Raw genomic sequence first — 24,320 nt, 5'->3', positions numbered from 1 at the left:
CTGACAGCGTCGGATAGTAATGTTATCAGTATTTTATCAAAAGATAGGCTGAAGGAAAAACATGTCCAGTCATATGCAGCGTTTAAAAGCATTAAGAGAAGAGCTGCACCGACAGAATCTTCAAGGCTTTTTTGTTCCCTTAACGGATGAGCATATGAGCGAATATGTCGGGGCTTATGCTCAACGACTGGCATGGTTGACCGGCTTTGAAGGCTCGGCAGGCTCGGCTGTCGTTTTAGAACACGGTGCCGCTATCTTTGTTGATGGACGATATACTATTCAGGTGCGTGAACAAACAGATCCCGATATATGGTCTTATGGAACGCCACCGCGCGATAATCCCGTACGATGGGCGGCCTCCCATCTAAAATCGGGGGATCGAGTGGGGTATGATCCGTGGTTGGCCAGTAGTGGTTGGGAAAAATCAACCCGCCTTCTTCTTGAGTCTTCCGGTATCCATTTAATAGCGGTTGAGTCTAATCCTATAGATAATATTTGGCAGGGAAGGCCGCTTCCTTCGCAAGCGCCTGTTTTTATCCAGCCCGACAATTTGGCAGGCTGCACATCGGCTAAAAAACGGCAGGATATTGCCCAATGGCTTGAAGAAATAAAAGCGGATAGCTTGGTTTTAACGGCGTTGGATTCGATCGCATGGATTTTTAATATCCGAGGCAGAGATGTCAGCTGTACGCCGGTAGCTTTGGCCTTTGCCTTTATCCATAAAGATGCATCGGCTGATCTGTTTATTGATCTTTCAAAAATTGATGAGGCCCTAAAAGCGCATCTTGGGCCTGATATTCGTATCCATGACCGTTCTGATTTTGCCGCCGCCCTTAAAAATTTCTCTAAAAAGTATGTGGCGCTTGATCCTGAACACTCGGTCATGGCCATCTCCGCCTTGTTAAAGGCCGGAAATGCCCAGATTATTGAAGTTCGTGATCCTGTTATATTAAAAAAAGCTATTAAGAATGCGACAGAAATCCAAGGGCATCGCCATGCTCAATTACGGGATAGTACGGCTTTAACACGATTTCTTTACTGGTTATCCCAAACAGCCCCCAAGGGTAGTTTAACCGAATTATCGGCAGCTGAAAAATTATTGGAGTTTAGAAAAGATACGGGTGCCTTGGTCGACGTATCCTTTGAAACGATTTCTGCGGTAGGGCCCCATAGTGCAATACCGCATTATCGCGTTACCGAAGCGAGTAATCTGCCGCTAAAGAATAATGAAATTTATTTGGTAGATTCGGGTGGGCAATATCAGGATGGGACTACTGATGTTACCCGAACGGTTATTATCGGCACGCCTACCCAAGAGATGAAACAGCGTTTTACGCTGGTATTAAAGGGACATATTGCTTTAGCGCAATCGGTGTTCCCGAAGGGGGTTTGTGGGGCACAGCTTGATAGCTTTGCCCGTCAGTATTTATGGCAGGCCGGGCTGGATTATGCCCATGGAACGGGGCATGGGGTAGGGGCCTTTTTATCAGTTCATGAAGGGCCACAGCGCATTTCACCTTCTGGGGGTGCCTTCTCAGGAGGTAGTGAAGTTTTGCAGTCTGGTATGATTATTTCTAATGAACCGGGCTACTATAAAACAGGCGCTTATGGCATCCGTATAGAAAATCTTTTACTGGTTAAACCGGTTAAAATAACCAATGCTGAAAAAGAATGCCTAGGATTTGAGACCCTGAATTTTGCGCCGATAGATCGTCATCTGATCGATATTTCATTACTGAGCGAATCGGATATAAATTGGCTTGATAACTACCATGCAGATGTTCGCCAGCGGCTCTCTCCTTTTCTGTCAGAAGAAGAATCGACATGGCTAAAAGAGATGACTTTGCCCCTAGCAAGCTAAGGAAGGAGAGCATCGTTTCGGGAGAACAGTGAAAAAATCGGCAAGATATTCGCGCTATTTTATAGAATCCTTGCTAGAAGCAAAGCTACTCACTAATATCAATGCGTTTGAATGCGCGATATAGAGGATGCGCTTGTGAAAAAAATCGAAGTCGTCATTAAGCCTTTTAAACTGGAAGATGTGAAGGCTGCGCTGACTGATGCAGGTATATCCGGTATTACTATTACAGAAACCCGTGGCTATGGCCGCCAGAAAGGGCATACTGAACTGTATCGCGGCGCCGAGTATGTAGTGGATTTTCTGCCCAAGGTAAAACTGGAGACAGTGGTACCTGACGAGTTGGTAGAAAGTATTATCGAAGCCATTACGACGGCGGCTAGAACCGGCCGTATTGGTGACGGTAAAATTTTTGTAAGTGAGATTTTGGATGCGGTCCGTATTCGCACCGGTGAAAGAGGACCTGAAGCCATCTAAGCATAATCGGTGAATTGTAAACAACTGGCTTTTGGGCTAGTTACACTCGTTTTTCTTGTCTATTGATCCCAGTAAGGACATTCAAAGGGTATTCGCATTATGGCCAATTCGGCATCTGATCTGATTAAGCTTGTTAAGGAAAAAGAAATCGACTGGGTCGATCTTCGTTTTACCGACCCCAAAGGCAAATGGCAGCACCTTACCATGTCAAGCACCGTAATCGGTGAAGATGACCTGAATAATGGTTTCATGTTTGACGGTTCTTCCATCGAAGGTTGGAAATCGATCAATGAAAGTGACATGATCTTAAAGCCTGATCTTGACGCTTTCTATATTGATCCTTTTTCTGCTTCACCCATGCTGATTTTAATCTGTGATGTGGTTGAACCCGCTACCGGCGAATTTTATAGTCGTGATCCTCGTTCTACGGCTAAGCGCGCTGAATCCTATGTAAAAACCTTGGGTTTGGGGGATACAGTTTATATCGGGCCAGAAGCTGAATTCTTCCTGTTTGATGATGTTCGCTTTGATACCGGTTACAATGGTAGCTTTTATCGCGTTGATGATATCGAATTACCGACCAATAGTGGCCGTGACTATGAGAATGGCAACCTTGCCCATCGTCCGGGTGTCAAGGGGGGATATTTCCCCGTGGCTCCAATCGATTCTGCGGTTGATATTCGTGGTGAAATGGTTTCCACGATGCTGGAAATGGGCTTGCCTATGGATAAGCATCATCATGAAGTTGCCCCTGCTCAGCATGAATTAGGGTTAACTTTTGGCACCCTGACGCAGACGGCTGACCGTATGCAGGTCTATAAATATGTCGTTCATCAGGTATCCCAGGCCTATGGTAAGACGGCAACCTTTATGCCAAAGCCGATCCCAGGTGATAATGGTTCAGGTATGCATACCCATATTTCTATTTGGGATGGTAGCAAGCCGACTTTCGCCGGTTCTGAATATGCCGGTCTTTCTGAAAATGCGCTTTATTTCATCGGTGGTATTATCCGCCATGCCAAAGCCATTAACGCTTTAACGAATCCATCAACCAACAGCTACAAGCGTCTGGTCCCGGGTTTTGAAGCGCCTGTATTGCTGGCTTATTCTGCCCGTAACCGCTCCGCTTCTTGCCGCATTCCTTATGGTGCAGGGGATAAAGCCAAGCGCGTTGAAATCCGCTTCCCTGATGCCACGGCCAATCCTTATCTTTGCTATGCCGCTTTGTTGATGGCTGGTCTTGATGGTATCCAGAACAAGATTCATCCTGGTGACGCTATGGATTGCAATCTTTATGATCTGCCAGAAGAAGAATTAGCAAAAGTGCCTACGGTTGCGGCTTCTCTGCGTGAAGCGCTTGATTCATTGGCTGAGGACTATGAATTCTTGACCAAAGGTGATGTTTTCACTGAAGATCAGATTAAATCTTATATCGAAATCAAGCGTGCTGAGGTTACCCGTTGGGAAATGGCACCAAGTCCGGTTGAATTCGAAATGTATTATTCAGTTTAATAATCAAAATAAAATAGATCTGTTAGAAAACAGATATTTAATTTTATTGAGGGGATGTCCGGAACTTACTGGGCATCTCCTGTTTTTTTATAGTGAATGTTTTTTAAATTATTTTACGGTATTTTTTCTTTCCAGCTTTCAGTCGCATAAATATTGAGCGTCCGCTGTATAATTTTAGAAAAGAGGTATCTTATGGCTGTAACGACAGGCCATGAACGTCCGGCGGAAAGAGGATGCCAGCCCTTATCTTTTCCAGCCTTTGTTGCCTTAATCGCCGGAATGATGGCTATTCCGGCGCTTGCTACCGATGCCATGCTGCCGGCTTTACCTGCAATCAGCAAAAGCCTTGATATTATTGATCCTAATCAGCAGCAATGGATCATTGCTGTTTATATTACGGGTATTGGTGTCGCTCAGCTTTTTTACGGTCCTCTATCCGATAGATTTGGGCGCAAGCCTGTATTATTATATGGTTATGGTTTATTTATAGCGACCAGCCTGTTTGCAGCCTTTTCTTCCGGTTTTAAAGTGATGATTGCTGCAAGAATATTGCAGGGCATGGCCGGTGCCTGTTCCCGTGTTCTGGCGACCTCTATTGTCCGTGACTGTTTTTCTGGACGCAAAATGGCTAAGGTAATGTCTTTAGCCGTTATCATTTTTATGGGTGTTCCGATTTTAGCGCCGACTATTGGTGCCTTGATTCTAAAAATCGCTCCATGGCAGGGCATCTTTATATTTTTGGCTTTATCCGCCTTAGTCATGTTTTTATTGGTTACGCGCGCCTTACCTGAAACATTACATCCAGAAGATCGACGCGGGTTGGATGTCACTGAAATTTTTCAAGCAGCACGTGTGGTTTTTACTAACCGGACAGTAATGGGCTATACCTTAGCACTGACTTTAATAGAGGGCGGTTTGCTGGGATATATCTATTCTGTTGAACAGATATTTATAGATTATTTCAATACACCGCAGATGTTCACGCTCGCTTTTGCTGGCGGGGGCGTCTTTATTATTTTCGCCTCCGTGGTGAACTCTTCAATTGTAGAAAAAGTAGGGATGCATCGTTTAGGGCATTTTGCACTTTTGATGCTGATTGTTACAGCTGCTCTGCATAGTTTGCTGGTATTAAATAATCTGGAAACGCCTTGGGTTTTTATCCTGATGCAAGGATTAACAATGTTTTTCTTCTCTCTGGCTGTTTCTAATTTTGGCTCTATTGCTATGGAACCTGTTGGACATATTGCAGGTATGGCTTCCTCTATTCAGGGCTTTTTCTGGTTAGTTGGAGGGTCATTGTTAGGCACCCTGATCGGACAAGCCTATAATGGTACGCCTCTACCGGTGACTTTCGGAAATGCCTTTTATGGCTGTATCGCTTTAATTTTTGTCTTGTGGGTAGAGCGGGGGCGTTTGTTTATTTCTCGGGAAAGTTAATAATCCTTTGAAATACGAATATTTCCACTCGATCGGCCAAGGGTAGAGACAGAGGACAATAAAGATAACCAACGATTTATTTGGAATTGAACGCTGGTCAGTGAATATCCCTGACCATCTGTTTCGACTTCTACATAGGTGTGCCGCCCGATGTATTTACCGGCGGCCACCGCTGTTTTTTGGCTGTTTTGGCTAGAAGATGTAATCCTTAAGCGATCTAGCCTTACCAGTTTTCTGACATTGTTGATAGGATCCACATTGGCGCCGCCGTGGCGCAGCTGATTAAGAGCGCTGGCTAATTGTAAAGCCTCTGGTGCAGATAAATTCGTGATGGAACTACCAAAAAGTAACTGTGCCAATAACTCATCTTCAGGCATCGCAGGCGTGCTGGTAAAATTGATTTCAGGCTTGAACGCGGTACCTGTGACATGGATAGTAGCATCAACAGAATTAAGGGTTGCCCGTGCGGTTATATCAAGTGCCGGTTCGACGGGCACCTCGCCTTGAAAACGGATATTCCCCCGATCAAGGGTAAAACGTCGTCCTGCAAAATCATAATTTCCGCGGATAAGATCTGTTCTTCCCCGAACAGAAGGATTTTCCAGCGTTCCGGTAATTTCAAGTTCTGCACGCCATTCACTATCTAACCCCATACCTGTGACATTCAGACGGTTACGGGCATGTGTTTTCAAATCAAGAGACCAATCTTTATGCGGAGTATCGACGATAGTCGGTTCCTCTAGTCGATTAATCTCTTTGATCGGTAGGCGGGGAATCGTGGTGCTTGATGTCTGACCTAGTTGATAATTAGCCCGTCTGATTTGAAGATCGCCACTGATCCGTCCCCCATCACCTTGTGAATCTATATTTATATCGCCGGATGCGGTTGCTCTAAAATCATCACGATTAATAACCAAAGCATCATCAGCTTTCAGACGAATAGCTAATCCGATGCCTTGCGGTGCTTTAAAATCAATAGTTGCCATGCCTTCAACATGGCCTTTATTAGCGGTATCCCCCGTAAAATGATTAATGATTAAGCTGTCTTGTCCGAAATCACCTTGCATTTGGATATGGTCAATGACTGTTCCGCTGGTCGTCCCTTCTAAACGACCACGATTCATTAGGAGTTTTCCGGTTAAAACTGGATTATCGAGATTACCATGGGCATCAACAGCCAAGGCTATGGGGCCAGAAATATCAAGATTATCTATCCCTAATAGACGCCATAAAGTTTCGCTCGCACCGCGGAACCGCAATTGTGCCCTAAGAGGCATTTTTCGGACTTGTGTCGCGATAGGCGCGGTTGAATTTTTATCTTTTAACCATTCGCCTTGTGCCTGTCCAACGATCTGGTTGCTATCCTTTACAACAGCTCGAAAGGCTAACTTTTCAGGATTAAGAACCGCGGCAATACCGGCATCAATAGGTCTAGAAGATAGAAAAACACCCGATCGTGTCAAACCACGCATTGTAATATGGGCAGCACCATTTAACGGGGTATTCTGATTTTGTTGCCATGTAATTTGCCCATAGCTATAACCGCCAAGACCTAATCCGGGATGGATAACATCCAACAAGGTAAGCGGAATTTTTTCAAGTGTAATCTGGCCTTCATTTTTAGTTTGCCCTAAATAACCTTGTAAGGACGCACTGCCGCCTCCGATAATCTGAAGTTGGCTTTTATCAAGATGAAAGCCTTCTTTATCTTTGGTAATACGGGCTGACTTTGTCAGTTGAAGACCAATGTGGGCGATACTACCCTGACCTTCAATCGTAATCTGATCACCCTTTAAATGGGCGGTACTATCTAGTGTAAAAGGTTGTCCATGATTACCTTGGGCTATAATATGCAAGAAACCATTATCGCGGTTAAGATGAAAATCGCCTTTTAATTGGCCGATTTCGAGCAATTTTCCTTTAATTTCTTCACCCGATACATTTCCGTTAATAATAGCACTATTCTGACCAAGTTGAATATCGGCATTGATCATACCGTGACGGATAGAAGCTTCAACAACACCCCCTAAATGCCCGTGATCACTCGCTAGGTTAACACGAATTTGTTGTTGATTATCTGCTGTTGCAACCACCGGTACTTGGAAATCAATTTTACCTGTAAGTGCCCCCGTGGATAAAAGCTGTCCATTGACGCCATGGCCTACGGCTGTCAAATTACCAGTAAGACGAGATTCAGATACTTCTAAGCCTTGGACATTAATTATCGTTGGTTGGCTAGGATTCGGTGGAATTTCAATCCGACCTTTTCCTGAAAAATTTCCCAAATTGGAACCGCCATGACTCTGCCAATCATATCCGCTGGCGGTCGGTTGTAAATTTAAAGTTACTGTTTTTAAACCAAGACTATCTACCGGATGATCTAATAATAAAGCTACCTCGGGATGCGCAATATCACCGTCCAGTTTTAACGTGATAAGCGGACCGTAGCTACGGTGATGGCCTTGCCCTACAAGATGAAGCGGATTGCCTGCTGTATTCTCCCGTTCTCCTTTCATGGCGAGTTGAAGCGCTGGAGACCGTAAAATCATCTTACTGAAATAGGTAGTACCCTCAATCTGGCGAATAAAATCAGTATCAAGAATAGGTGTCCCTTCCATGAGACCCCGCAAAAAATTATTTTCAAAATTTTCTGTGCTGGCCGCCAGATGACCTGTCGCTTTTACCCCCGGAGCGTTTGCCGGATGATCAACCTGAATATCACCCTTGATATTTAAAAGGGCAAAATGGGGAATAGGGTAACGATGGATGTCCGATAAAATATGCGCCTTATACGCACCGTCTTTTAGGTTGATATCAAGAGTCGCATGACCCTGCAAAAAATGAGAAGTAAGGGTAACTTTATCACTGATTAGGTGGCTATTACGAATATCAAAGAGGCCATTTAATTCCAAATCACGGGTTAAATCTTCTGTTGTGCGATCTGTTTCTGCAATGTGGCGGATCGTGAGTTTTAACGGTATAGCAGAGAAGCCTTGCGATAAGTTCATGTCACCCGCTAAGGTTGCATCTTCGTAACGCTCTTTACCAAAGGATAGCCAATGCGCCTTTAACTGATAGGCTAGATGGGCTTTATCAAATGAACCCTCCAGATGATTAGTAAGAATGATGTGTTCGCCGCGCATCTTGGCATCCAGCGCTTCGGCCTGTTTTAATTGGGTCTCAACCACAACTGAGTTATAAAGACGTTTATCAAAATCCATTCCGCCCTTGGCTTCTATCTGAAGGGTGGGCGATAAAAATTTGAGATTACCCTCGAATAGACGGTTTTTTTGATGGATATGGGCATTAATATAGCTTTCTGACCCTAATAGGCGTGCCGTATTTTTCCCCGTCATGAGTGCAGGATGGGCGATACCTTCAATATGCCAATCACCCATATTTTTCGTTAATTGGATGTTCGCTAAGGCTGTTTTGTCGAAAAAAGCGCGCAGATGACCCTGCCAGCTTTGCCACTGCCCTTGGCCACCCAAATCAGCGGTTATACCTTTATCAAATCCCCCTAATTGAGCAATGACGCCTTTGGCGGGTGCCGTGACAGCCGCTTTCATCGAAAATTGATTATGTGCTGGATTAATATCAATCAAAAAACGCACATCATCGGCTAAAGTGGAAAGAATACTAAAATTAGTGGTCAGTTGCCCTTTAGTAGTCAGCGCTTTTCCCTTGATCGTGACTATAGGCAGAGGATTTTTTCTATCCTGACTGTTTTTTGAAGGGGGACGGTCAACTTCAAGGTGGAGAATAGCGAAGTTATCAATACGAATATAATTATTGGGGAGACGGAAAGGTTTCCCCTGTGTCCGTAAATGCGGCAGATGATATAAATGGGCAGCATTAGCTTGTAATAAACGTATATCCCAATGATGATTCCATAAAGACCATAAATGCCAATCAAGATTAACTTGGGGTATTTCTAGAAAAATGCCATCAAGATCATAGAAACGTAAGTTATGGATAACCATTTTATGCCAAATAGAGCCTTCAAGGCTGCTAGCAGAAAAATGGAGACCATTAGGTAAATGCTGTCGTCTAAGTTCTTTAATAAGAAGCTGATGACCAAGGCTGGAATCTATGAAAAATATCAAGACACTGGGAATAAACAGCATTATTGCCAGTAAAAAGGCCGCTAATTTTAGCCACCCTGATAGCCTTATCAATTTTTTATGACCCGAATTTTTAGAAAATCCGTTCTTATCCCCATCAAGGGAGGCGGCGCTTTCCGTTTTATCTGTGGAAGGAGGAATATCCGTCCGCTTTTCCATCAGAAAGCTTGTCCTAAAGAAACATAAACACCAATCCGGTTTTCACCGGCACGACGATGTAGCGGAGTTCCCAAATCCACCCGCATTGGGCCGAAACTGGTATAATAACGTAACCCGATGCCTGTGCCTAAACGCAAACTACTGAAACGCGGTAAGGTCGAGGTATAAAGATTACCGGCATCTAAAAAAGGAACGATGCCCAAATCCCCGAACCGAAAGCGCGTCTCGATTGAAAATTCAGCCATACTGGAACCACCGAGGGGTTGTCTATTCGCATTTAAAGGGCCGATTGCTTGATAGCTGAATCCCCGAACCGAGCCACCGCCTCCGACATAATAGCGACGGGAAGGGGCAAGATCGCTACTGCTACTACCGACAATAGAACCCAATCTTACACGCCCAGCCAAAACAATATTTTCTCCAAGCGGTTGATAACCGCTGGCATCAATTTGGGTTCGAACATAGGGCACCGTTTTATGTAAAAAAGAAATTTCCGGCGAAGCATGGGCGCTCAGTCGGATACCGCGTGTCGGATTTAGGAGGTTGTCACTGCTATCATAGCCGAGCTCTCCCGGTAAGGCTGCAATCAAATATTGACGTCGCCCTGCACCATTCGCAGAATAGGCATTATCTTTTTCATCTGAAGCGATAAATTGTCCGCCAATCGACCATATCCATTTCTTTTGCCAAATGATATTAGTTTCCCGCTCAAAACTTGCGGATAAAGTCGCTGTACGGGCGTCATAGGCGCGTCTTTTCGTATGGAGAACGGATAAACTGGAGGAAAGAATTCTATCACGCGCGCCTTTGTTTCCTTGTCTTAGCGCTGCCCCGACACCTTGATCACGGGTACCTAAAATACCTGAAAAAGTAACTGCCCCTTCAGGTTTGACCATATTACGATGTGTCCAACTGACATCTGATCTAACCCCTTCACCATTTCCATATCCAATAGTGCCTGCAATCGTATGAAGAGGCGCTTTTTCGGTAGAAACGACAATATCTGTAATATTCGGATGGTTGGGATCTGGAACCGGAGTTAGCTGAATAGTAGAAACAAGGCTGGTTTGAATAACGGCTCTTCTTAAATCGTCAATTAATTGGGAATCATAAACCTTTCCCGGATGGAAACGGGCTATTTCATTGAAATGCTGAACATCTATCGGGCGGCTATTCTCTTTAAGAATAATCTGACCGAAACGTTGTTGTTGCCCTGTATCGATATTCATCGTCATGCTGCCAGAAAGGGTTTTATGATCTACGATAATATCGGGTGGTGAAATCTTCGCGAAAGGAAAACCCAGATGTCCCAATTGTTTTTCAAGCTGTTGATTGGCTGCAATGATCTTTCCCTGATCAACAGGATCATCCTGATGTAAAGGATAGATATGCTGCAAACCTAATTGGGGTGTATCCTGTTTGTCCAAACCCGTTAACTGCACTTCTGAAAAGCGATAAAGTGGCCCAGCATGGACAATAAAAGCGATAGTAATTTTGTGCTTTTCAGGTATGGGCGTCATTTCAGATTGAACTTCGGCATCGTAATAGCCGCTCGTTTGTAGAATTGTGGTTAAGCTGATACTGTCGTCTCGAATACGACGATGAATTTGGGCCATATTAGCCCGCTTGCGACGGAGCGTATAAAGGGTAGATACGCTGTTAAAACGTGTTAACCATGTGTGATCATGGGACGGTAAACCTATTATTTTTACCTTATAATGATAGCCAGAAACATTCTCTGAAACATAAGAGGCAGAGTTTGTTTTATCTTGTTGAGAGGATATAATTTTTTTATCCGGTATTTTGACAGCAGGCTGAAGCGTGGTCTCGTTATTATCGCTTTTAATATCAGGTGCATTCAAATCGGGCCAGTCCACCCCAAGATCAGGCCAAGATTCAAGGGGGGCATCAATATTAACTGTATTCTCACTGGATAGCGGTTTTTTTGCAGGCTCAGGCTTAGCCATAAGCGGTTCAATATAAATAAAAAGGATAAGCACGGCGATAAACCATGAGGGTGGACATCGCAAAAAAATACTTAGCCCAAAAGAAAGCCGCTGAAAAAAGAAAAGCCGCTTTATAAAAAGCCCCATTCAATCGGGCTTTTCAGAAGATAACAACATATCAACCTTTTGTAGGCTGGCTAATGCCGGTATTAATTCATGATAATCATCGATAATTTGATCAGCCCCCAGCGCTTTAACCGGAACATCAGAATATCCAAAGCTTACTAAAATGACTGGCAAATGACCGTTATGACCTGTCTTCACATCCGTGATAGAATCCCCGACAAAGGCTGCTTTTCCACCACCTAACGTCCTAATAGCCTCTAAAAGTGGTCGTGGATCTGGTTTTCGGACGGGATAGCTATCTCCTCCGATAATCATAGAAAAATAAGAGGACCATCCTAATTGTGCGATAATAGGTCGTGCTAAGCATTCGGGTTTATTCGTATAGATAATAAGCTTTACACCACGTGCCTTCAATTCTTTCAAAGCCGGTTCAACGCCTTCAAAGGGTTCGGTATAAACGAGGACATGCTTTTTGTAATATTCTAGCATCAGGGGGAAACCCCGCGCGATCAGCGTATCATCTTTTCCGCCGGTTGCCTCCAAGGCTTGTTCCAGTAATTGTCGAATGCCTTTTCCAATCATCTTTTCAACTTGTTCTTGTGGGGGCACTTGTCGTCCCATTTCAGTCAAAGCATAATCAAGAGCCGCATGAAGGTCCGCTGAACTATCGATAAGGGTACCGTCAAGATCAAAGCCGACGACACTAAAAGGAAATTGGGTCATGATGTGTAAAGGGTCCCTGACTGAATAATAGATTTTATTCGCCTTTTTCCAAAAAAATTGGCGAAATACAGAAAATTGAAGGCGATTTAGCTGAAAAATGAAAGATAGCCATCAGGTAATAGCGGTCTTTATCCTTGAAATAAGTGAGATCGCATTCTGGAAATGGCAAGAAGTTCGTGGCAATAGCCCGCTATAGGAGAGTTTTTGTTATGACTACTCATAAGCCTTTTTCTGCTGTTATCCTTGCTGCGGGTAAGGGAACACGAATGCGTTCCGATATCCATAAAATCTTGCATCCCTTAGCCGGTCGTCCGCTTTTGGGTTGGGTGCTTGAAACTATTGCACCGCTTGAACCGGTTTATACCATTCTTGTAACAGGTTCTGGACGGAATCAGGTAGAGCGCTATCTTGAAAAAATGTCGCTGTCTGTCACGCCGGTTACCCAAAATGAGCAATTAGGCACGGCCCATGCTGTTAATCAGGCTAAATCAGCCTTGGAAGAATTTAAAGGGGACATTGTCATTCTTTATGGCGATGTTCCTTTAGTGCAACCAAAAACGATCCAACATTTATTGAGCCGTCTCCATCAAGCGGATAAACCGAAAGTTGCAGTTCTAGCCTTTCGTCCTGATGATCCTCGTCAATATGGCCGTATTCTGACGGGTGAGAACAATCATATTGTAAAAATGGTTGAGTACAAAGACGCTAATCCAAAAGAGCGGCAAATAAATCTTTGTAACAGCGGTTTACTCGCCATAAGGTCAGCTGACCTGTGGCCCTTACTGGATCGGGTCAAAAATAATAATGCGGCAGGTGAATATTATTTACCGGATATTGTTATGTTGGCCTTAGTGGATGGTGATGTCGCCGTCACCGTTGAAGCAGAAGCATGGGAAGTCACTGGAGTTAACAACCGTTCTGAATTGGCGCAGTTGGAAACGGTTTGGCAGACTAGAAAACGTACAAGGGTTATGGAAGAAGGCGCTTCTTTAGTCGCGCCTGAAACTGTATGGTTCAGCTATGATACAAAAATCGGACGCGATGTTACTATTGAGCCGCAGGTGTTTTTTGGACCTGAAGTAAAGATTGGCGATGGCGTTACTATTCACGCTTTTAGTCATATTGAAGGGGCTGAGGTTGCTGAAAAAGCCGAAATCGGACCCTTTGCGCGTTTACGTCCAGGGGCGGATATTGCCGAGAAAGCCAAAGTCGGCAATTTTGTCGAAATAAAAAAGGCCAAGGTCGAAAAAGGCGCCAAGGTTAATCATTTAACCTATATCGGGGATGCTTCCATTGGCGCAGGTGCCAATATAGGCGGCGGAACGATAACCTGCAATTATGATGGTTTTGGTAAATACCGAACAGAAATCGGGGAAAATGCCTTTATCGGTTCAAATAGTGCTTTGGTTGCGCCCGTGCGTATCGGTGCAGGGGCTATTATTGCTGCTGGTTCTATCGTGACATGCAATGTGCCTGATGATGCCTTGGCCATTGCACGCGGGCGGCAAGAAAATAAATCTTTATGGGCGAAGGCCTTCCGTGCTCATAAAAGCAAGGACAAAGCGAAAAAATAATCGCTTTAAAAGTTTGATTTAATTTATTTGAATGAAACAGATATACCGGCGGTATAAATACCGCCGGTATGTTTTTTAGATTCACCCTTTCATTAAAGGGTTTATCTATTCATTCTGACCCAGAACATTATCCAACCATTTTTTATCCAATGCCTGATCATTAGAGGCAGGTTTTTCTTTACCGGAATCTAATCTCGTTGGCATTTTTTCTGCTGGTTTAATCTGTGATGAAGGTGGTGGAGTTGCCTCTGCATGGCCATCGGACGGTGCGGGGGAGGAGACGCTATCAGTTGCTGTCCCATTGACAGATTGAGACGATGCAGCATCGCCGAAATAAGCTTCATCGTCAGGCTCGACTTGGGTATCGGGCAAGGTAACTTGCGTTTCAAAAGGCATGACAGGTCGATCTGCAACAGCAACCCGCATATATTGCGAGAAAGCAGCCGCAGGAGCGTGGCCACCTGATAGACCGGGTACTGTTTTTGAATCATCACGCCCCATCCAAATGCCGGTTGTTAGGCCGCTGGAAAAGCCGATAAACCATCCGTCATGATTGGACGAGGTGGTTCCCGTTTTACCGGCCACAGGACGTCCGATTTGTGCTGCCCGTGCGGTGCCCGTTGCCACAGCCGTTTGCAACAAATCAGTCATTTCGGCGGCCACCCAAGGGGCTAATAAGACCCGATCTTCATCGGTTGAATGTTGATAAAGGAGTTTACCATAACTTGTCGTAACGCGGCTGATTCCATAAGGCGTTACCGCGATGCCCTTTCGGGCAACAACGGCAAAAGCGCGTGTCATATCAATAAGGCGCACATCCGAGGTTCCCAGCACCATAGAAGGCACCACATCAATCGGGGTAGTAATACCCAATCTTTGCGCCATTGCTGCCACGGTATTGAAGCCGACCTGATTACCTAATTTAGCGGCAATAGTATTAAGGGAAAAGGCAAAAGCGGTGCGAATATTGATGTCGCCCGAAAAATGACGGGAGGCATTCCGCGGGCTCCAACCGTTGATCGTGACGGGTTCATCGACGATACGATCGTCCGGTTTAACGCCATTTTCCAAAGCGGCCAAATAGACAAATAGCTTGAAAGCGGAACCGGGTTGGCGCGTGGCCTGCGTCGCACGGTTATAAATAGAAGAAACATAATCGCGTCCCCCGACCATCGCTCGAACTGCACCATCGGTATCAAGCGTCACAAGAGCACCTTGTGCCCCTTTAGGGGTTGCGTTTTGAATGGTGGTATCCGCTGCTCTTTGCATCGTAAGATCAAGAGTCGTCCACACGTCAATCGGTTCAGTACTGGTTTCGATCAAGGAATCAAGCTGGGCTAAGGCCCAATCTGTAAAGTAACGTACCCCGTTTTGATGCGGTTCAGAGGATAAGCCAACATTTTCAGGATCGGCGTTAATTTGTTCTGTCGGGCTTATCAGATGTTGTTCTGCCATCAGCCCCAAGACCACTCTTCCGCGTCCGATTGCAGCCTCGGGATCAGCCGTCGGGGAATAATTGGAAGGGGCCTTTACCAAACCTGCAATAATAGCCGCTTCTGGCAAAGACAGCTGAGTCGCTGGGTGATTATAAAATTTACGGGATGCGGCATCTATACCATACGCACCACCGCCAAAATAAACCCGATTAAGATAGAGTTCTAGAATTTGGTTTTTCGTGAATTTCTGCTCCAAGGCGAGGGCAAGCATGGCTTCACGAATTTTACGGGCAAAGCTGTAATTATTGGTCAGAAAGACATTCCGTGCCAGCTGTTGGGTAATGGTGGAGGCGCCCTGCCAACGGCGGCCTTGTCCATGATGTAGCACGGCTATCCCAACGGCCCGAAGCATACCGATGGGATCGACACCAAGATGATAACGGAAGCGACGATCTTCTGTAGCAATCATCGCCTCGGTCATAGATTTGGGAATCTCGTTATAAGGGATCCAGCGTCCATAACCCGGCCCCATATTGACAATAACTGTGCCATCATTGGCATGCACTCGAATGGTTTGACCATTCGGAGACGCTTTCAGTTTATCAAAATCGGGCAGCGTACTCTTAGTAGTATAGACCGCTATCCCTAAAAGAACCGCCAAAGCGATGACGACAGCGCCTAAAATCCCGCCAGCTATCAAGAAGCTATGCAGGATTTTTCTTTTCGAGCGGCGTGGAGATGTTGGACGTTTAGAAAAGGAGCGGCTCATTTCATGGTCAATTACAGAGAGAAGAGAGTATCACGGATTGTGATGACGGGGATTAGGTGTGTCACGATCTTTGACGCGCCATAAAAGAAAAGGGGAGTTTTGAGGTAACGGCACGGCTTCAAGCCATAACGGCACCTGACCCTTCGCAAGTTGCGCATAGAATCCATTTTTAGCTTCGTTAAGATAAATTGAGGATTCGGGCATACCCGGACAAACTAATACCAGACTAATGGCATGGCGTCTTATAATATTTTCAGCCTGTTGCTGACTACCCCGAAAAGCATGATGTACATCAAGAATGGCTGTACCATTACGATGATAGGGGCCTGCTATTGCACGATGATGGGTCATCGCAATCAGTCTTGGGGCAAAATCGACAAAAGTTAAAATAGTGGCAGGGGGCAATGCCTCAATAGCCTGAAGCGCTGGAATTGTCGGACAGCGCCGTTCTGGATGAGGTGTTGAGGGCGTTGGATAGGAGGGGCTCTCTTTCTCGGATTTCGTTTTTCTAGAGTGGGTGGGTGATTTGGAAATTAAACCCAAAGATTTTGTCTTTTTCTGATCGGGATGCAACCAAGCTACTAATCGACTAGGTAAAAAGGTGGTTATAATAGAAAGCAGCAGAAGCAGTGTCACACTTCTCCATAAATTACTTTTCCATGGCCTATCTACTTTTATACCCTGCCATAGCTGCATGACGATCCAGCAACAGCTAGGCAATGCTAATATCTGAGCAGCGGGTGCTGTTCGTGTTTGCCATGCGGTCATTACAAAAGCGGCTGTAAATGTAAGAAATACCGTTATCCAACCGCCGATCCGTAACGATGATCGGTTACACCATAAGGCTGGCAAAAGCGCGATTATTCCAACGACAGGAAGCGATAAAATAAGAATAATAACTTTAAGATCACGCGTATAAACAGGTTTTGCTTCCCCGACATGGGATAACCATAGGTCATTTAGTTCGGGCGAAATACCTTCGGGGCGGCCAAGGCAATGCGGCCATGCCAAAGAAAAACCGGTAGCAATGATAATCCCTACAATAAAGGCGGCTATGAAGCGTAAGGGCCAATCCCCTCGCAAGCGTGTTATTAAAGCGAGTAAGAGGCCACCACCAACAGTGACACTTAACCAGACGGGCGATAGGGCATCACAAACTGGCCCACGATTGGCATAAGAAGCAAAAGCCAACCAGCCGACAAAACTGGTAAAGGCTAAGGTCAGACCGTAATAGCTTAGTCCTTTGGCGCGCTGAATATTGGCTACCCAAAATAAAGTCTGCATGCCGCCGGTCAATGCAATATAAGGCAACATTTCAAGGCCGATGATAAGCGAAAGCGTGGAGGCAATCGCAACGGTTAGGCTCCCTCTTTTAAAATCAGGATCCGCATTACCCGCGATCATCAAGCTTAAAAAAGCCAGCTGCCAACCATGATGGTCAATTCTAAGGGGAAGAAACATGCCCAAGGCGATACCCGCACATAATAACAGGCCATTCGCGATCAGAAAACTATGTGGCCCGATTAAACGACGACAGGTAAGGGCATTTCCAAAAAAGATGACACCTAGGGGTAAAAGCGGTGCCACAGCCACCGCAAAACGAGTAGCACCCCCTGTTCCAAGAAAAGGCTGGGTCAGAAGTATTAAGGCTGCAATAGGAATATCAACCAGCCGCGACCAGTGAATATTAGCCCCTTGAGGGGGGTTTAACCGATGCTGTTCCAGATCAAACCATTTTTGCCCATGCAACCAATCCTGTACCTCGGCAAAACGCAGATTGTCGTCCGTATCCGATAGGGAAAGCCAATGAATTCCGTGGCGGTGCATATAAAGTAAAAAGCCCGCTGTAATCAGCCAAAAAATCAGCGTAATCGCCCGCCAATGGTAAACAGTGAGATAGTCCCACAGTCCTTTTTGGGAATTGTCATAGCGAGAAGCCCGCCGAAATAGTGACAGCTTTTTATCGGAATAGGACGTATTTTTTATCATTCAGAGAAAGCTTTTATCAATTTCGGGTATAAGATGAATAAAGAAATCAGGAAAAACGCTAACAATCCCGAATTTATAAAAAAATTGGTCAAAAATACTTTATAAATGGGGCTTTAATCCTTTTCCTGAACAGTGCAATAGCTGTCCTGAAAACGCTAAGGGTGCACGGAGTCGATTACCCCTTATACCCGATAAAAAGAATGAGGTATGATGATCCGGCTTTTAAAGACGCATTTTCTTCTTAATGAAAATATCCATTTATTGGCAGGGCAGGTTGTTCGTTTTGGAATAACAGGTGGACTTACCACTTTAATAAATGCAGGCATTTATTATGGAGGTATTAAGTGGATTCACCTGTCTCCTTTACTAGCCAATTTTATCGGCTATCTTGTGGCTATGATAACCGGCTATATTATGCATAGCCGTTTTAGTTTCCGTGGACATGGCTGTCAGGATAGCCATTGGCAATTACTGCCTCGTTTCTTTCTGGCATCTTTGTTGAGCCTCGCAGGGAATAGTTTTTGGGTATGGTTATTAGTCGATGTGATGCATCAACTAAAATGGACACCGCTTCCCTTCATGATTTTTGTAACACCCTTGTTGAGCTTCTGGCTAAACCGCCAATGGGTATTTCATGCGCATTCCGATGAACTAACCGCCTCTGAATTATAGGATTTTTTTAATCTGCATTCGAACTAAATTGATAGCCTTATCATGGCTGGATAAAGGATATTCTGTTTGAGAGGGCGACGGAATACGATGATCAACCTTATATAAAATTCCATTTCGGGCTGACCAAACAGGTATAAGGCCTTTTGCATGAGGCCACGCATTGGGCGGAATATCTATAAGCCAGAAATAATCGAAGGCACTTCTTGGAAAATAGTGAACTGTTGTATCTAAATCTGCTGACCCACGAAAACGGCATCGGCGGGGGTAAAGTGATTGAGAGGGATCATGAGTGAAATGTCCTGCCTCGGGAAAGTGAATTGTTAAAAGCTGCTGTCCGGCAATAGCCCATTCGCTATTAGTAAAAGCATCTTTCCTAACGGTAGCCATAGCGGGTAAATGGCTCATATGATTGCTGTACCATGACATTAGACAAGGCGTTTCTACCATCGCTATAACGCGCGATCCCGGTTTTATATAGTTAAGCGCCGTTAGTTGTTGCTGATAGGCCTGATCATAAAGCCAAAAACTTATCGTTGTGGCTACCATTCTGGAAAGAAAAAATAGAAGAGCCGCTATAGCGGCTATCCGTGCAAAATTCCGATTAACGGGTGCTTTAAGCCCTATCAAAGCAAGGGCGAATAAATAGGGCGCAAGGCGCATATCTGCAAAAGCAGCGCTTAATAAGATGCGGGGCAGACAAATAAAGGCAACCGAAAGAATAAGACAAGCTAATCCTAACGGTCGTGCTAGATGAAATCGTCCTATCAGAAGGACTAGCACGGCTATAGCAATAGAAAGAATATCAAATAACTGCCATCGATCCCGCAAGGCAAAAAGAAGCCACTGCATTTTCAGATCAAATCGAAACCAGTCACCATTACCCTCGCTGACATGGCCGGAACGCCACAATATCATTAACAATATCGGCGGCAGTAGCGGTAGCATGGCCAGAAAAGTATCTAGGCCCGCTTGAAAAAAGGAGCGAATATAGGTCTTTCGTTGTCGCCGGGCAGAAGCGTAATTATTTGAGAGCTCAGCGGAAAAGCACAGTAACCCTAAAACACCCCATCCATAACTATGGCAAAGCCATATGATGATTCCAATTGGAATAAACAGGATGGCCCGCAAAACTGCATAATGAGTTTTCCCCCAATAAAGCCATAGCGCAAACGCATTAAAAGCCAGCGCCATTGACAAACAATAGTTAAGAAAGCCGAATTGGAAGGGAAAACTATAGATAAAAGGAAGCGCGAAAGCCGCCGTGGGAGGAATTTTTCCGTGAACCACTTTCGAGATAGCCAACAGCCCAGTAGCTGTTAGCAGTACCATCCCGATAACACCGATTTTAAAACCGGTTTCTAAACCGAATATATTAGCCAGCGGAATAATCAGGAGATCAAAGCCCAAATTGCCCACTAAATGCCAGTCAAAACTATACCATTGATGTAACCATGGTGAATGCACGATACCCAATTCTACGCGGTAGCGACCCAAATGTCCCGGCGCATCGGTAAGGGGGGGTAATACTGGCCATAAAAGCGGTATTGCCGAAAACAGGATAAGTGCCTGAATATAAAACGGATTCTGCCACCAATAACCAGTTTTTGAAGGTGATCGGAGAATACGGGGCCCGGGTAGAAAGGAAAACATCAGCGCGCTTATCCTTTTTCCTGTACCGATGTGCAAGATGATTTACTTCCTTTTAGTGTGGCATTGTATCGTGTATTGAGGCCTTACAGCCATGAAATGCCGAATATGTAAAAAATTTCGGTCTTATTATCCATAAGATAAAATCTCTTTTTTGCTGTCTTCTTAGCCCCTAAGAGGCTGGCTTTATCATAATTAAGGCAGTCTGCCGGGATCAGGACGAGTTACCCATGCATGATGATACCGTGAATAGACCGATAGCTGTTCAGACCTCCTCTGAAATATCGGAAAGTAAATCTGATATAACGATTATGTCCCCCCGCCTTTCAGTCGTCATTCCGACCTATAATGAAAAAGGGAATATTGAGGCTTTGGTCTCTGCTGTCAGGCAAGCCCTTATCGGCATAGAATGGGAAATGATTGTCGTCGATGATGATAGCCCCGATGAAACCTATGAACTGGCTTTCCAATTATCCCATCAAGAACCTCGTTTACATTGCATCAGAAGAGTAGGGCGCAGAGGTCTATCTTCTGCGGTTGTGGAAGGTGCTCTAGCTGCCAATGGGGATTTTATTGCGGTTATGGATGCTGATTTTCAGCATGACGAAAAAATTCTGAAAACCATGTATAAAAAAATGATAGCTACTGGTGCTGATCTTGTGGTCGGGACGCGTTATGCCCATGGGGGTGGTATTCCAGATTGGGATCAAAAGCGTCGGCAAATGAGTGATTTTGCGACAAAAGTCAGTCGTTTGCTGATTGGCGATCAAACCTCTGATCCGATGAGCGGTTTTTTCATGTTACGACGTGATGTGATTGAGCAATCCGTGCATGATCTATCTCAACAAGGCTATAAAATACTATTGGACATTATCAGTTCTGCGGCGACCCCCCTTCATATAGAAGAAGTCTCTTATATCTTTCGGAATCGACGCGAGGGTGAAAGCAAGGTTAGCCTTCAGGTGATAGCAGAATTTTTATTTCAAATTATCGAAAAAGTATCGCATGGGCTAATCCCCGGACGTTTTGTTTTATTTAGTGCCGTAGGGGGTTTGGGTTTATGTGTGCATTTAAGCATTCTGTTTTTGATGAAGTCTTATAACATTGCTTTTTTACCCGCACAGATTGCCGCCATCAGTTGCGCTATGCTTTTCAACTTCTTTGTTAACAATGAACTGACCTACCGGGATAGGCGCCTAAAGGGATGGGCCTTTATTCCGGGACTTTTGGTGTTTTGTATAATTTGTAGTATCGGGGCTTTAGCTAATATCGGGGTTGCTGAATTAGCAATCCACAGGACATCAAGTTGGTCTTTGGCAGGATTAGCGGGGGCGCTTATTGGGGCAGCTTTCAATTTTGGAGCGGCCAGTAAACTGATATGGGAACGCGTAAAGAAGCCAAAACGGCGCTTGAAGAAAAAGATTAGTTAATCTTTTTAACTTCAATTATTCGATTAACCGGATAATTTTTATCGAAAAATTGTAGCGGCTAAGACTGAAAATTTTTCTCTGAAGCTAGCCTAAAACAGTCCTCACAGGGTGCCCCTTTTATATGCCTATACTTGCTGATCATGTTTTATTTATTGATGCAGAAGCTATTGTTATCGATAAACCTGCTGGCTTACCCGTGACATCGGTGCGTGATGGCTCCTTTAGTGTAGAAAACTATCTTGCTTCCTTATGTTTCGGTTTTAAACGCTGGCCCATGATTGTGCATCGCTTGGATCGGGATACATCCGGTTGCTTATTATTGGCGCGAAATCCACGTATTCATCGTCGTTTTTCAGAGGCCTTTAGCCAAGGTCTGGTTAAAAAATGCTATTGGGCCATTTTAAGCGGCATTCCTGATAAAGAATCCGGTATTATTGACTTACCGCTTACCAAAATTTCCAGTGTTCAAAAAGGGTGGCAGATTATCGCTGATCCAAAAGGAAAAAGAGCGGTTACGAGATGGCATTTGTTGGCACGTATAGGCGCGTATAGCTTAGTTGAATTTCAACCGGAAACCGGACGAACCCACCAGCTTCGAGTACATGCCGCGACAGGGCTAGGCTTGCCCATTTTGGGCGATCCTTTTTATGGTACCGATAAAAGTCAAAAGAGTGAACGGATGATGTTACATGCCCGTTCTCTGATGGTGCCTCGTGAAAATAAAAAGCCCGTTGCGGCTGTCGCGCCTATTCCAAAGGCTTTTAAATTATTAGGGGTAAAAGATAAAAATTATCGAGAAAACAGTGAAGCGTAAAAGCTGTTTATCAAAATCTTGGGGTCTCTAGCCCAATTTATACATCAAAAATCAGGGCGGCGGCGTGCAGCCTTTACTAAGGCGCGTTTTGTTTTGCTTTCTATCCGCCGCTTCTTGCTGGCAAAGCTTGCCTTGGTAGGGCGTCGTTTTTTAGGCACCAAAGTTGCAGAACGAATCAGTTCAATAAGGCGTTCTCTTGCATCGGCTCGATTGAGCGGTTGATCCCGAAAACGTTGTGCCTGAATGACCAGCACATCCTTGTTGTTGATTCTATAACCTGCAATCTCCCTTAAACGCTCAATAACAAGCTGAGGCAAAGAGGAGGTTGCCATATTAAAGCGTAATTCGACAGCAGAAGAGACTTTGTTAACATTCTGCCCACCCGGTCCAGAAGCACGGATGAAGGATTCTTCAATATCATCCGTGTCGATACTGATAGAAGGGGAAATAAAATATTTGGCCATAAAAATTGGAAATCTTGATAAAAATTTTTGATTTTCGAAAAAAAATAATATTTTTTTTATTATCACCAGAATGGTGCATTGAGCATAAACCGAATTACAGTTACTCTTTCATCATGTTTTCATTTTCGATCAGTACCAGTAGCAAAGAAAGCCTGTATAGCGACTTGCTGACAGCGCTGAAAGAATTACTTTCTGGGGAAAGTGATCCCATTGCCAATATGGCCAATGTGACGGCTTTGCTTTGGGAATATGTACCTGATCTTACTTGGGTCGGCTTTTACCGCGCCGTTCGAAGCTATCTGGTATTAGGCCCATTCCAAGGAAAGGTAGCCTGTGCCAAAATCTCTTATGGCTTAGGGGTTTGTGGAACGGCCGCCGCCACTGGACGTGTCCAATGCGTTCGGGATGTACATACTTTTCCCGGTCATATCGCCTGTGATCCCAGTGCTTCTTCAGAATTGGTTATTCCGGTTCGGGGTAAAAGTGGACAGTTAATTGCTGTCATAGATCTCGAAAGTGCTAACTTAGGGCGCTTTGATAAAGCCGATGTGGACGGCTGTGTGCGTTTGATGACAGAAATCGGGCCATATCTAGAATAAAACTGATTTTCAATTTTAAGGAGTTATCCCATAAATTATCGAAGTTACGATATTAAAGAGATTACGCTAGAAGATTGTCTACCCTTAAGACAATCGATTTTGTGGCCTGCTCTTACGGAAGCGGAATGTGTAACACCGGGCGATAAAAAAGCTACTCATTTCGGAAGTTTTGACGGCGACGTGCTTATCGGTTGTGCCTCTTTCCATCACATAAGCGATAAAGAAATGCGGATAAGGCGTGTCGCTGTTTTACCGCAATATCGTGGACACGGAATTGGCAGCTTTCTTTTGAAAACTGCCTTGGAAAGAATGCAACTGCCTCATTTAGAAGAAATATGGCTTAATGCGCGCATCCCGGCCCAAAATTTTTATAAAAGGTTAGGGTTCCATACGGTTGGAGAACGTTTCTTTGAAAGAGAAGTTGAAGAAATTCGTATGATAAAAAAGGCCATGTCCGTTTAAAAATATCATATCATTTCATGATAACGATACGATAAAATAATAGTCTGTTACGCTTCTATTCAAGGGCACCATAGTTATCTACTAGAAATAGTAACGCAAGAT

General features: G+C 44.6%; 17 protein-coding genes. 10 read left to right on the top strand and 7 right to left on the bottom strand.

All coding sequences use genetic code 11. The features are described from left to right. Positions 1 to 61: 61 nt before the first annotated feature. The 4 genes from ZYMOP_RS03735 to ZYMOP_RS03720 all read left to right on the top strand — a co-directional run bounded on the left by ZYMOP_RS03735 (position 62) and on the right by ZYMOP_RS03720 (position 5,284). Entirely contained in the window at positions 62 to 1,861 is a 1,800-nt protein-coding gene (locus tag ZYMOP_RS03735; protein ID WP_013934024.1) for an aminopeptidase P family protein, read from the top strand. 135 nt (positions 1,862 to 1,996) lie between these two features. After that, positions 1,997 to 2,335: a P-II family nitrogen regulator gene (locus ZYMOP_RS03730; protein ID WP_013934023.1), complete on the top strand. Its 339-nt coding sequence runs from the start codon at positions 1,997 to 1,999 to the stop codon at positions 2,333 to 2,335. 99 nt (positions 2,336 to 2,434) lie between these two features. Next, positions 2,435 to 3,847, top strand: a complete 1,413-nt coding sequence (gene glnA / locus ZYMOP_RS03725) for a type I glutamate--ammonia ligase (RefSeq protein ID WP_013934022.1) — start codon at positions 2,435 to 2,437, stop codon at positions 3,845 to 3,847. A gap of 192 nt (positions 3,848 to 4,039) precedes the next feature. Next, on the top strand, positions 4,040 to 5,284 hold the full coding sequence (locus tag ZYMOP_RS03720) for a multidrug effflux MFS transporter (protein ID WP_013934021.1): 1,245 nt from the start codon (positions 4,040 to 4,042) through the stop codon (positions 5,282 to 5,284). Here the strand turns inward: ZYMOP_RS03720 and ZYMOP_RS03715 are convergent. The 3 genes from ZYMOP_RS03715 to ZYMOP_RS03705 all read right to left on the bottom strand — a co-directional run bounded on the left by ZYMOP_RS03715 (position 5,281) and on the right by ZYMOP_RS03705 (position 12,362). Next, positions 5,281 to 9,567, bottom strand: a complete 4,287-nt coding sequence (locus ZYMOP_RS03715; RefSeq protein ID WP_013934020.1) for a translocation/assembly module TamB domain-containing protein — start codon at positions 9,565 to 9,567, stop codon at positions 5,281 to 5,283. The genes ZYMOP_RS03720 and ZYMOP_RS03715 overlap by 4 nt on opposite strands. Further along, positions 9,567 to 11,534 (bottom strand): autotransporter assembly complex protein TamA, encoded by a 1,968-nt coding sequence (locus ZYMOP_RS03710; RefSeq protein ID WP_252507445.1) that lies wholly within the window; start codon positions 11,532 to 11,534, stop codon positions 9,567 to 9,569. Before ZYMOP_RS03710 ends, ZYMOP_RS03715 begins: the two co-directional genes overlap by 1 nt. A 126-nt stretch (positions 11,535 to 11,660) precedes the next feature. Next, complete coding sequence (locus tag ZYMOP_RS03705; protein WP_013934018.1) at positions 11,661 to 12,362, bottom strand: HAD-IA family hydrolase; 702 nt, start codon at positions 12,360 to 12,362, stop codon at positions 11,661 to 11,663. A 209-nt stretch (positions 12,363 to 12,571) separates the two neighbouring features. On the opposite strand from ZYMOP_RS03705, the gene glmU reads away from it, so the two are divergent. Beyond that, a complete protein-coding gene (gene glmU, locus ZYMOP_RS03700) occupies positions 12,572 to 13,936 on the top strand; it encodes a bifunctional UDP-N-acetylglucosamine diphosphorylase/glucosamine-1-phosphate N-acetyltransferase GlmU (RefSeq protein ID WP_013934017.1) in 1,365 nt (454 codons plus the stop codon). 105 nt (positions 13,937 to 14,041) lie between these two features. Here the strand turns inward: glmU and ZYMOP_RS03695 are convergent, their stop codons facing one another. Next, complete coding sequence (locus tag ZYMOP_RS03695) at positions 14,042 to 16,141, bottom strand: transglycosylase domain-containing protein (protein WP_013934016.1); 2,100 nt, start codon at positions 16,139 to 16,141, stop codon at positions 14,042 to 14,044. Positions 16,142 to 16,171: 30 nt separating this feature from the next. Continuing rightward, a complete protein-coding gene (locus tag ZYMOP_RS03690) occupies positions 16,172 to 18,130 on the bottom strand; it encodes a hypothetical protein (protein WP_013934015.1) in 1,959 nt (652 codons plus the stop codon). Positions 18,131 to 18,337: 207 nt separating this feature from the next. Here ZYMOP_RS03690 and ZYMOP_RS03685 point away from each other — a divergent pair, with 207 nt between their 5' ends. Continuing rightward, positions 18,338 to 18,802, top strand: coding sequence for a GtrA family protein (locus ZYMOP_RS03685; protein WP_158498493.1), 465 nt, complete (start codon positions 18,338 to 18,340; stop codon positions 18,800 to 18,802). On the opposite strand, the gene ZYMOP_RS03680 is transcribed toward ZYMOP_RS03685, so the two are convergent. Beyond that, a complete protein-coding gene (locus tag ZYMOP_RS03680; protein WP_013934013.1) occupies positions 18,797 to 20,452 on the bottom strand; it encodes a hypothetical protein in 1,656 nt (551 codons plus the stop codon). The two genes, ZYMOP_RS03685 and ZYMOP_RS03680, sit on opposite strands and share 6 nt — an antisense overlap. 227 nt (positions 20,453 to 20,679) lie before the next feature. On the opposite strand from ZYMOP_RS03680, the gene ZYMOP_RS03675 reads away from it, so the two are divergent. Both ZYMOP_RS03675 and ZYMOP_RS03670 read left to right on the top strand, forming a co-directional pair. After that, entirely contained in the window at positions 20,680 to 21,879 is a 1,200-nt protein-coding gene (locus tag ZYMOP_RS03675; protein ID WP_013934012.1) for a glycosyltransferase family 2 protein, read from the top strand. Between the two features lie 121 nt (positions 21,880 to 22,000). Then, on the top strand, positions 22,001 to 22,693 hold the full coding sequence (locus ZYMOP_RS03670; RefSeq protein ID WP_013934011.1) for an RluA family pseudouridine synthase: 693 nt from the start codon (positions 22,001 to 22,003) through the stop codon (positions 22,691 to 22,693). A 44-nt stretch (positions 22,694 to 22,737) separates the two neighbouring features. On the opposite strand, the gene arfB is transcribed toward ZYMOP_RS03670, so the two are convergent. After that, positions 22,738 to 23,157, bottom strand: a complete 420-nt coding sequence (gene arfB, locus ZYMOP_RS03665) for an alternative ribosome rescue aminoacyl-tRNA hydrolase ArfB (RefSeq protein WP_013934010.1) — start codon at positions 23,155 to 23,157, stop codon at positions 22,738 to 22,740. A 113-nt stretch (positions 23,158 to 23,270) separates the two neighbouring features. Between arfB and ZYMOP_RS03660 the strand changes: the two genes are divergently transcribed. Both ZYMOP_RS03660 and ZYMOP_RS03655 read left to right on the top strand, forming a co-directional pair. After that, complete coding sequence (locus ZYMOP_RS03660) at positions 23,271 to 23,756, top strand: GAF domain-containing protein (RefSeq protein WP_013934009.1); 486 nt, start codon at positions 23,271 to 23,273, stop codon at positions 23,754 to 23,756. Positions 23,757 to 23,855: 99 nt separating this feature from the next. Beyond that, complete coding sequence (locus tag ZYMOP_RS03655) at positions 23,856 to 24,218, top strand: GNAT family N-acetyltransferase (protein ID WP_252507444.1); 363 nt, start codon at positions 23,856 to 23,858, stop codon at positions 24,216 to 24,218. Positions 24,219 to 24,320: the final 102 nt, after the last annotated feature.

Origin of the sequence: Zymomonas mobilis subsp. pomaceae ATCC 29192, from assembly GCF_000218875.1 — a bacterium.
Lineage (GTDB): Bacteria > Pseudomonadota > Alphaproteobacteria > Sphingomonadales > Sphingomonadaceae > Zymomonas > Zymomonas pomaceae.
Note: the sequence above shows the minus strand (reverse complement) of the source record. Positions and strands in the feature narration are given on the sequence as shown.

Coding starts and splice junctions, on each gene's coding strand:
- ZYMOP_RS03735 (WP_013934024.1), top strand. CDS start 62: ATGTCCAGTCATATGCAGCGTTTAAAAGCATTAAGAGAAGAGCTGCAC.
- glnA (WP_013934022.1), top strand. CDS start 2,435: ATGGCCAATTCGGCATCTGATCTGATTAAGCTTGTTAAGGAAAAAGAA.
- ZYMOP_RS03720 (WP_013934021.1), top strand. CDS start 4,040: ATGGCTGTAACGACAGGCCATGAACGTCCGGCGGAAAGAGGATGCCAG.
- ZYMOP_RS03715 (WP_013934020.1), bottom strand. CDS start 9,567: ATGGAAAAGCGGACGGATATTCCTCCTTCCACAGATAAAACGGAAAGC.
- ZYMOP_RS03710 (WP_252507445.1), bottom strand. CDS start 11,534: ATGGCTAAGCCTGAGCCTGCAAAAAAACCGCTATCCAGTGAGAATACA.
- ZYMOP_RS03705 (WP_013934018.1), bottom strand. CDS start 12,362: ATGACCCAATTTCCTTTTAGTGTCGTCGGCTTTGATCTTGACGGTACC.
- glmU (WP_013934017.1), top strand. CDS start 12,572: ATGACTACTCATAAGCCTTTTTCTGCTGTTATCCTTGCTGCGGGTAAG.
- ZYMOP_RS03695 (WP_013934016.1), bottom strand. CDS start 16,141: ATGAGCCGCTCCTTTTCTAAACGTCCAACATCTCCACGCCGCTCGAAA.
- ZYMOP_RS03690 (WP_013934015.1), bottom strand. CDS start 18,130: ATGATAAAAAATACGTCCTATTCCGATAAAAAGCTGTCACTATTTCGG.
- ZYMOP_RS03685 (WP_158498493.1), top strand. CDS start 18,338: ATGATGATCCGGCTTTTAAAGACGCATTTTCTTCTTAATGAAAATATC.
- ZYMOP_RS03680 (WP_013934013.1), bottom strand. CDS start 20,452: ATGTTTTCCTTTCTACCCGGGCCCCGTATTCTCCGATCACCTTCAAAA.
- ZYMOP_RS03675 (WP_013934012.1), top strand. CDS start 20,680: ATGCATGATGATACCGTGAATAGACCGATAGCTGTTCAGACCTCCTCT.
- ZYMOP_RS03670 (WP_013934011.1), top strand. CDS start 22,001: ATGCCTATACTTGCTGATCATGTTTTATTTATTGATGCAGAAGCTATT.
- arfB (WP_013934010.1), bottom strand. CDS start 23,157: ATGGCCAAATATTTTATTTCCCCTTCTATCAGTATCGACACGGATGAT.
- ZYMOP_RS03660 (WP_013934009.1), top strand. CDS start 23,271: ATGTTTTCATTTTCGATCAGTACCAGTAGCAAAGAAAGCCTGTATAGC.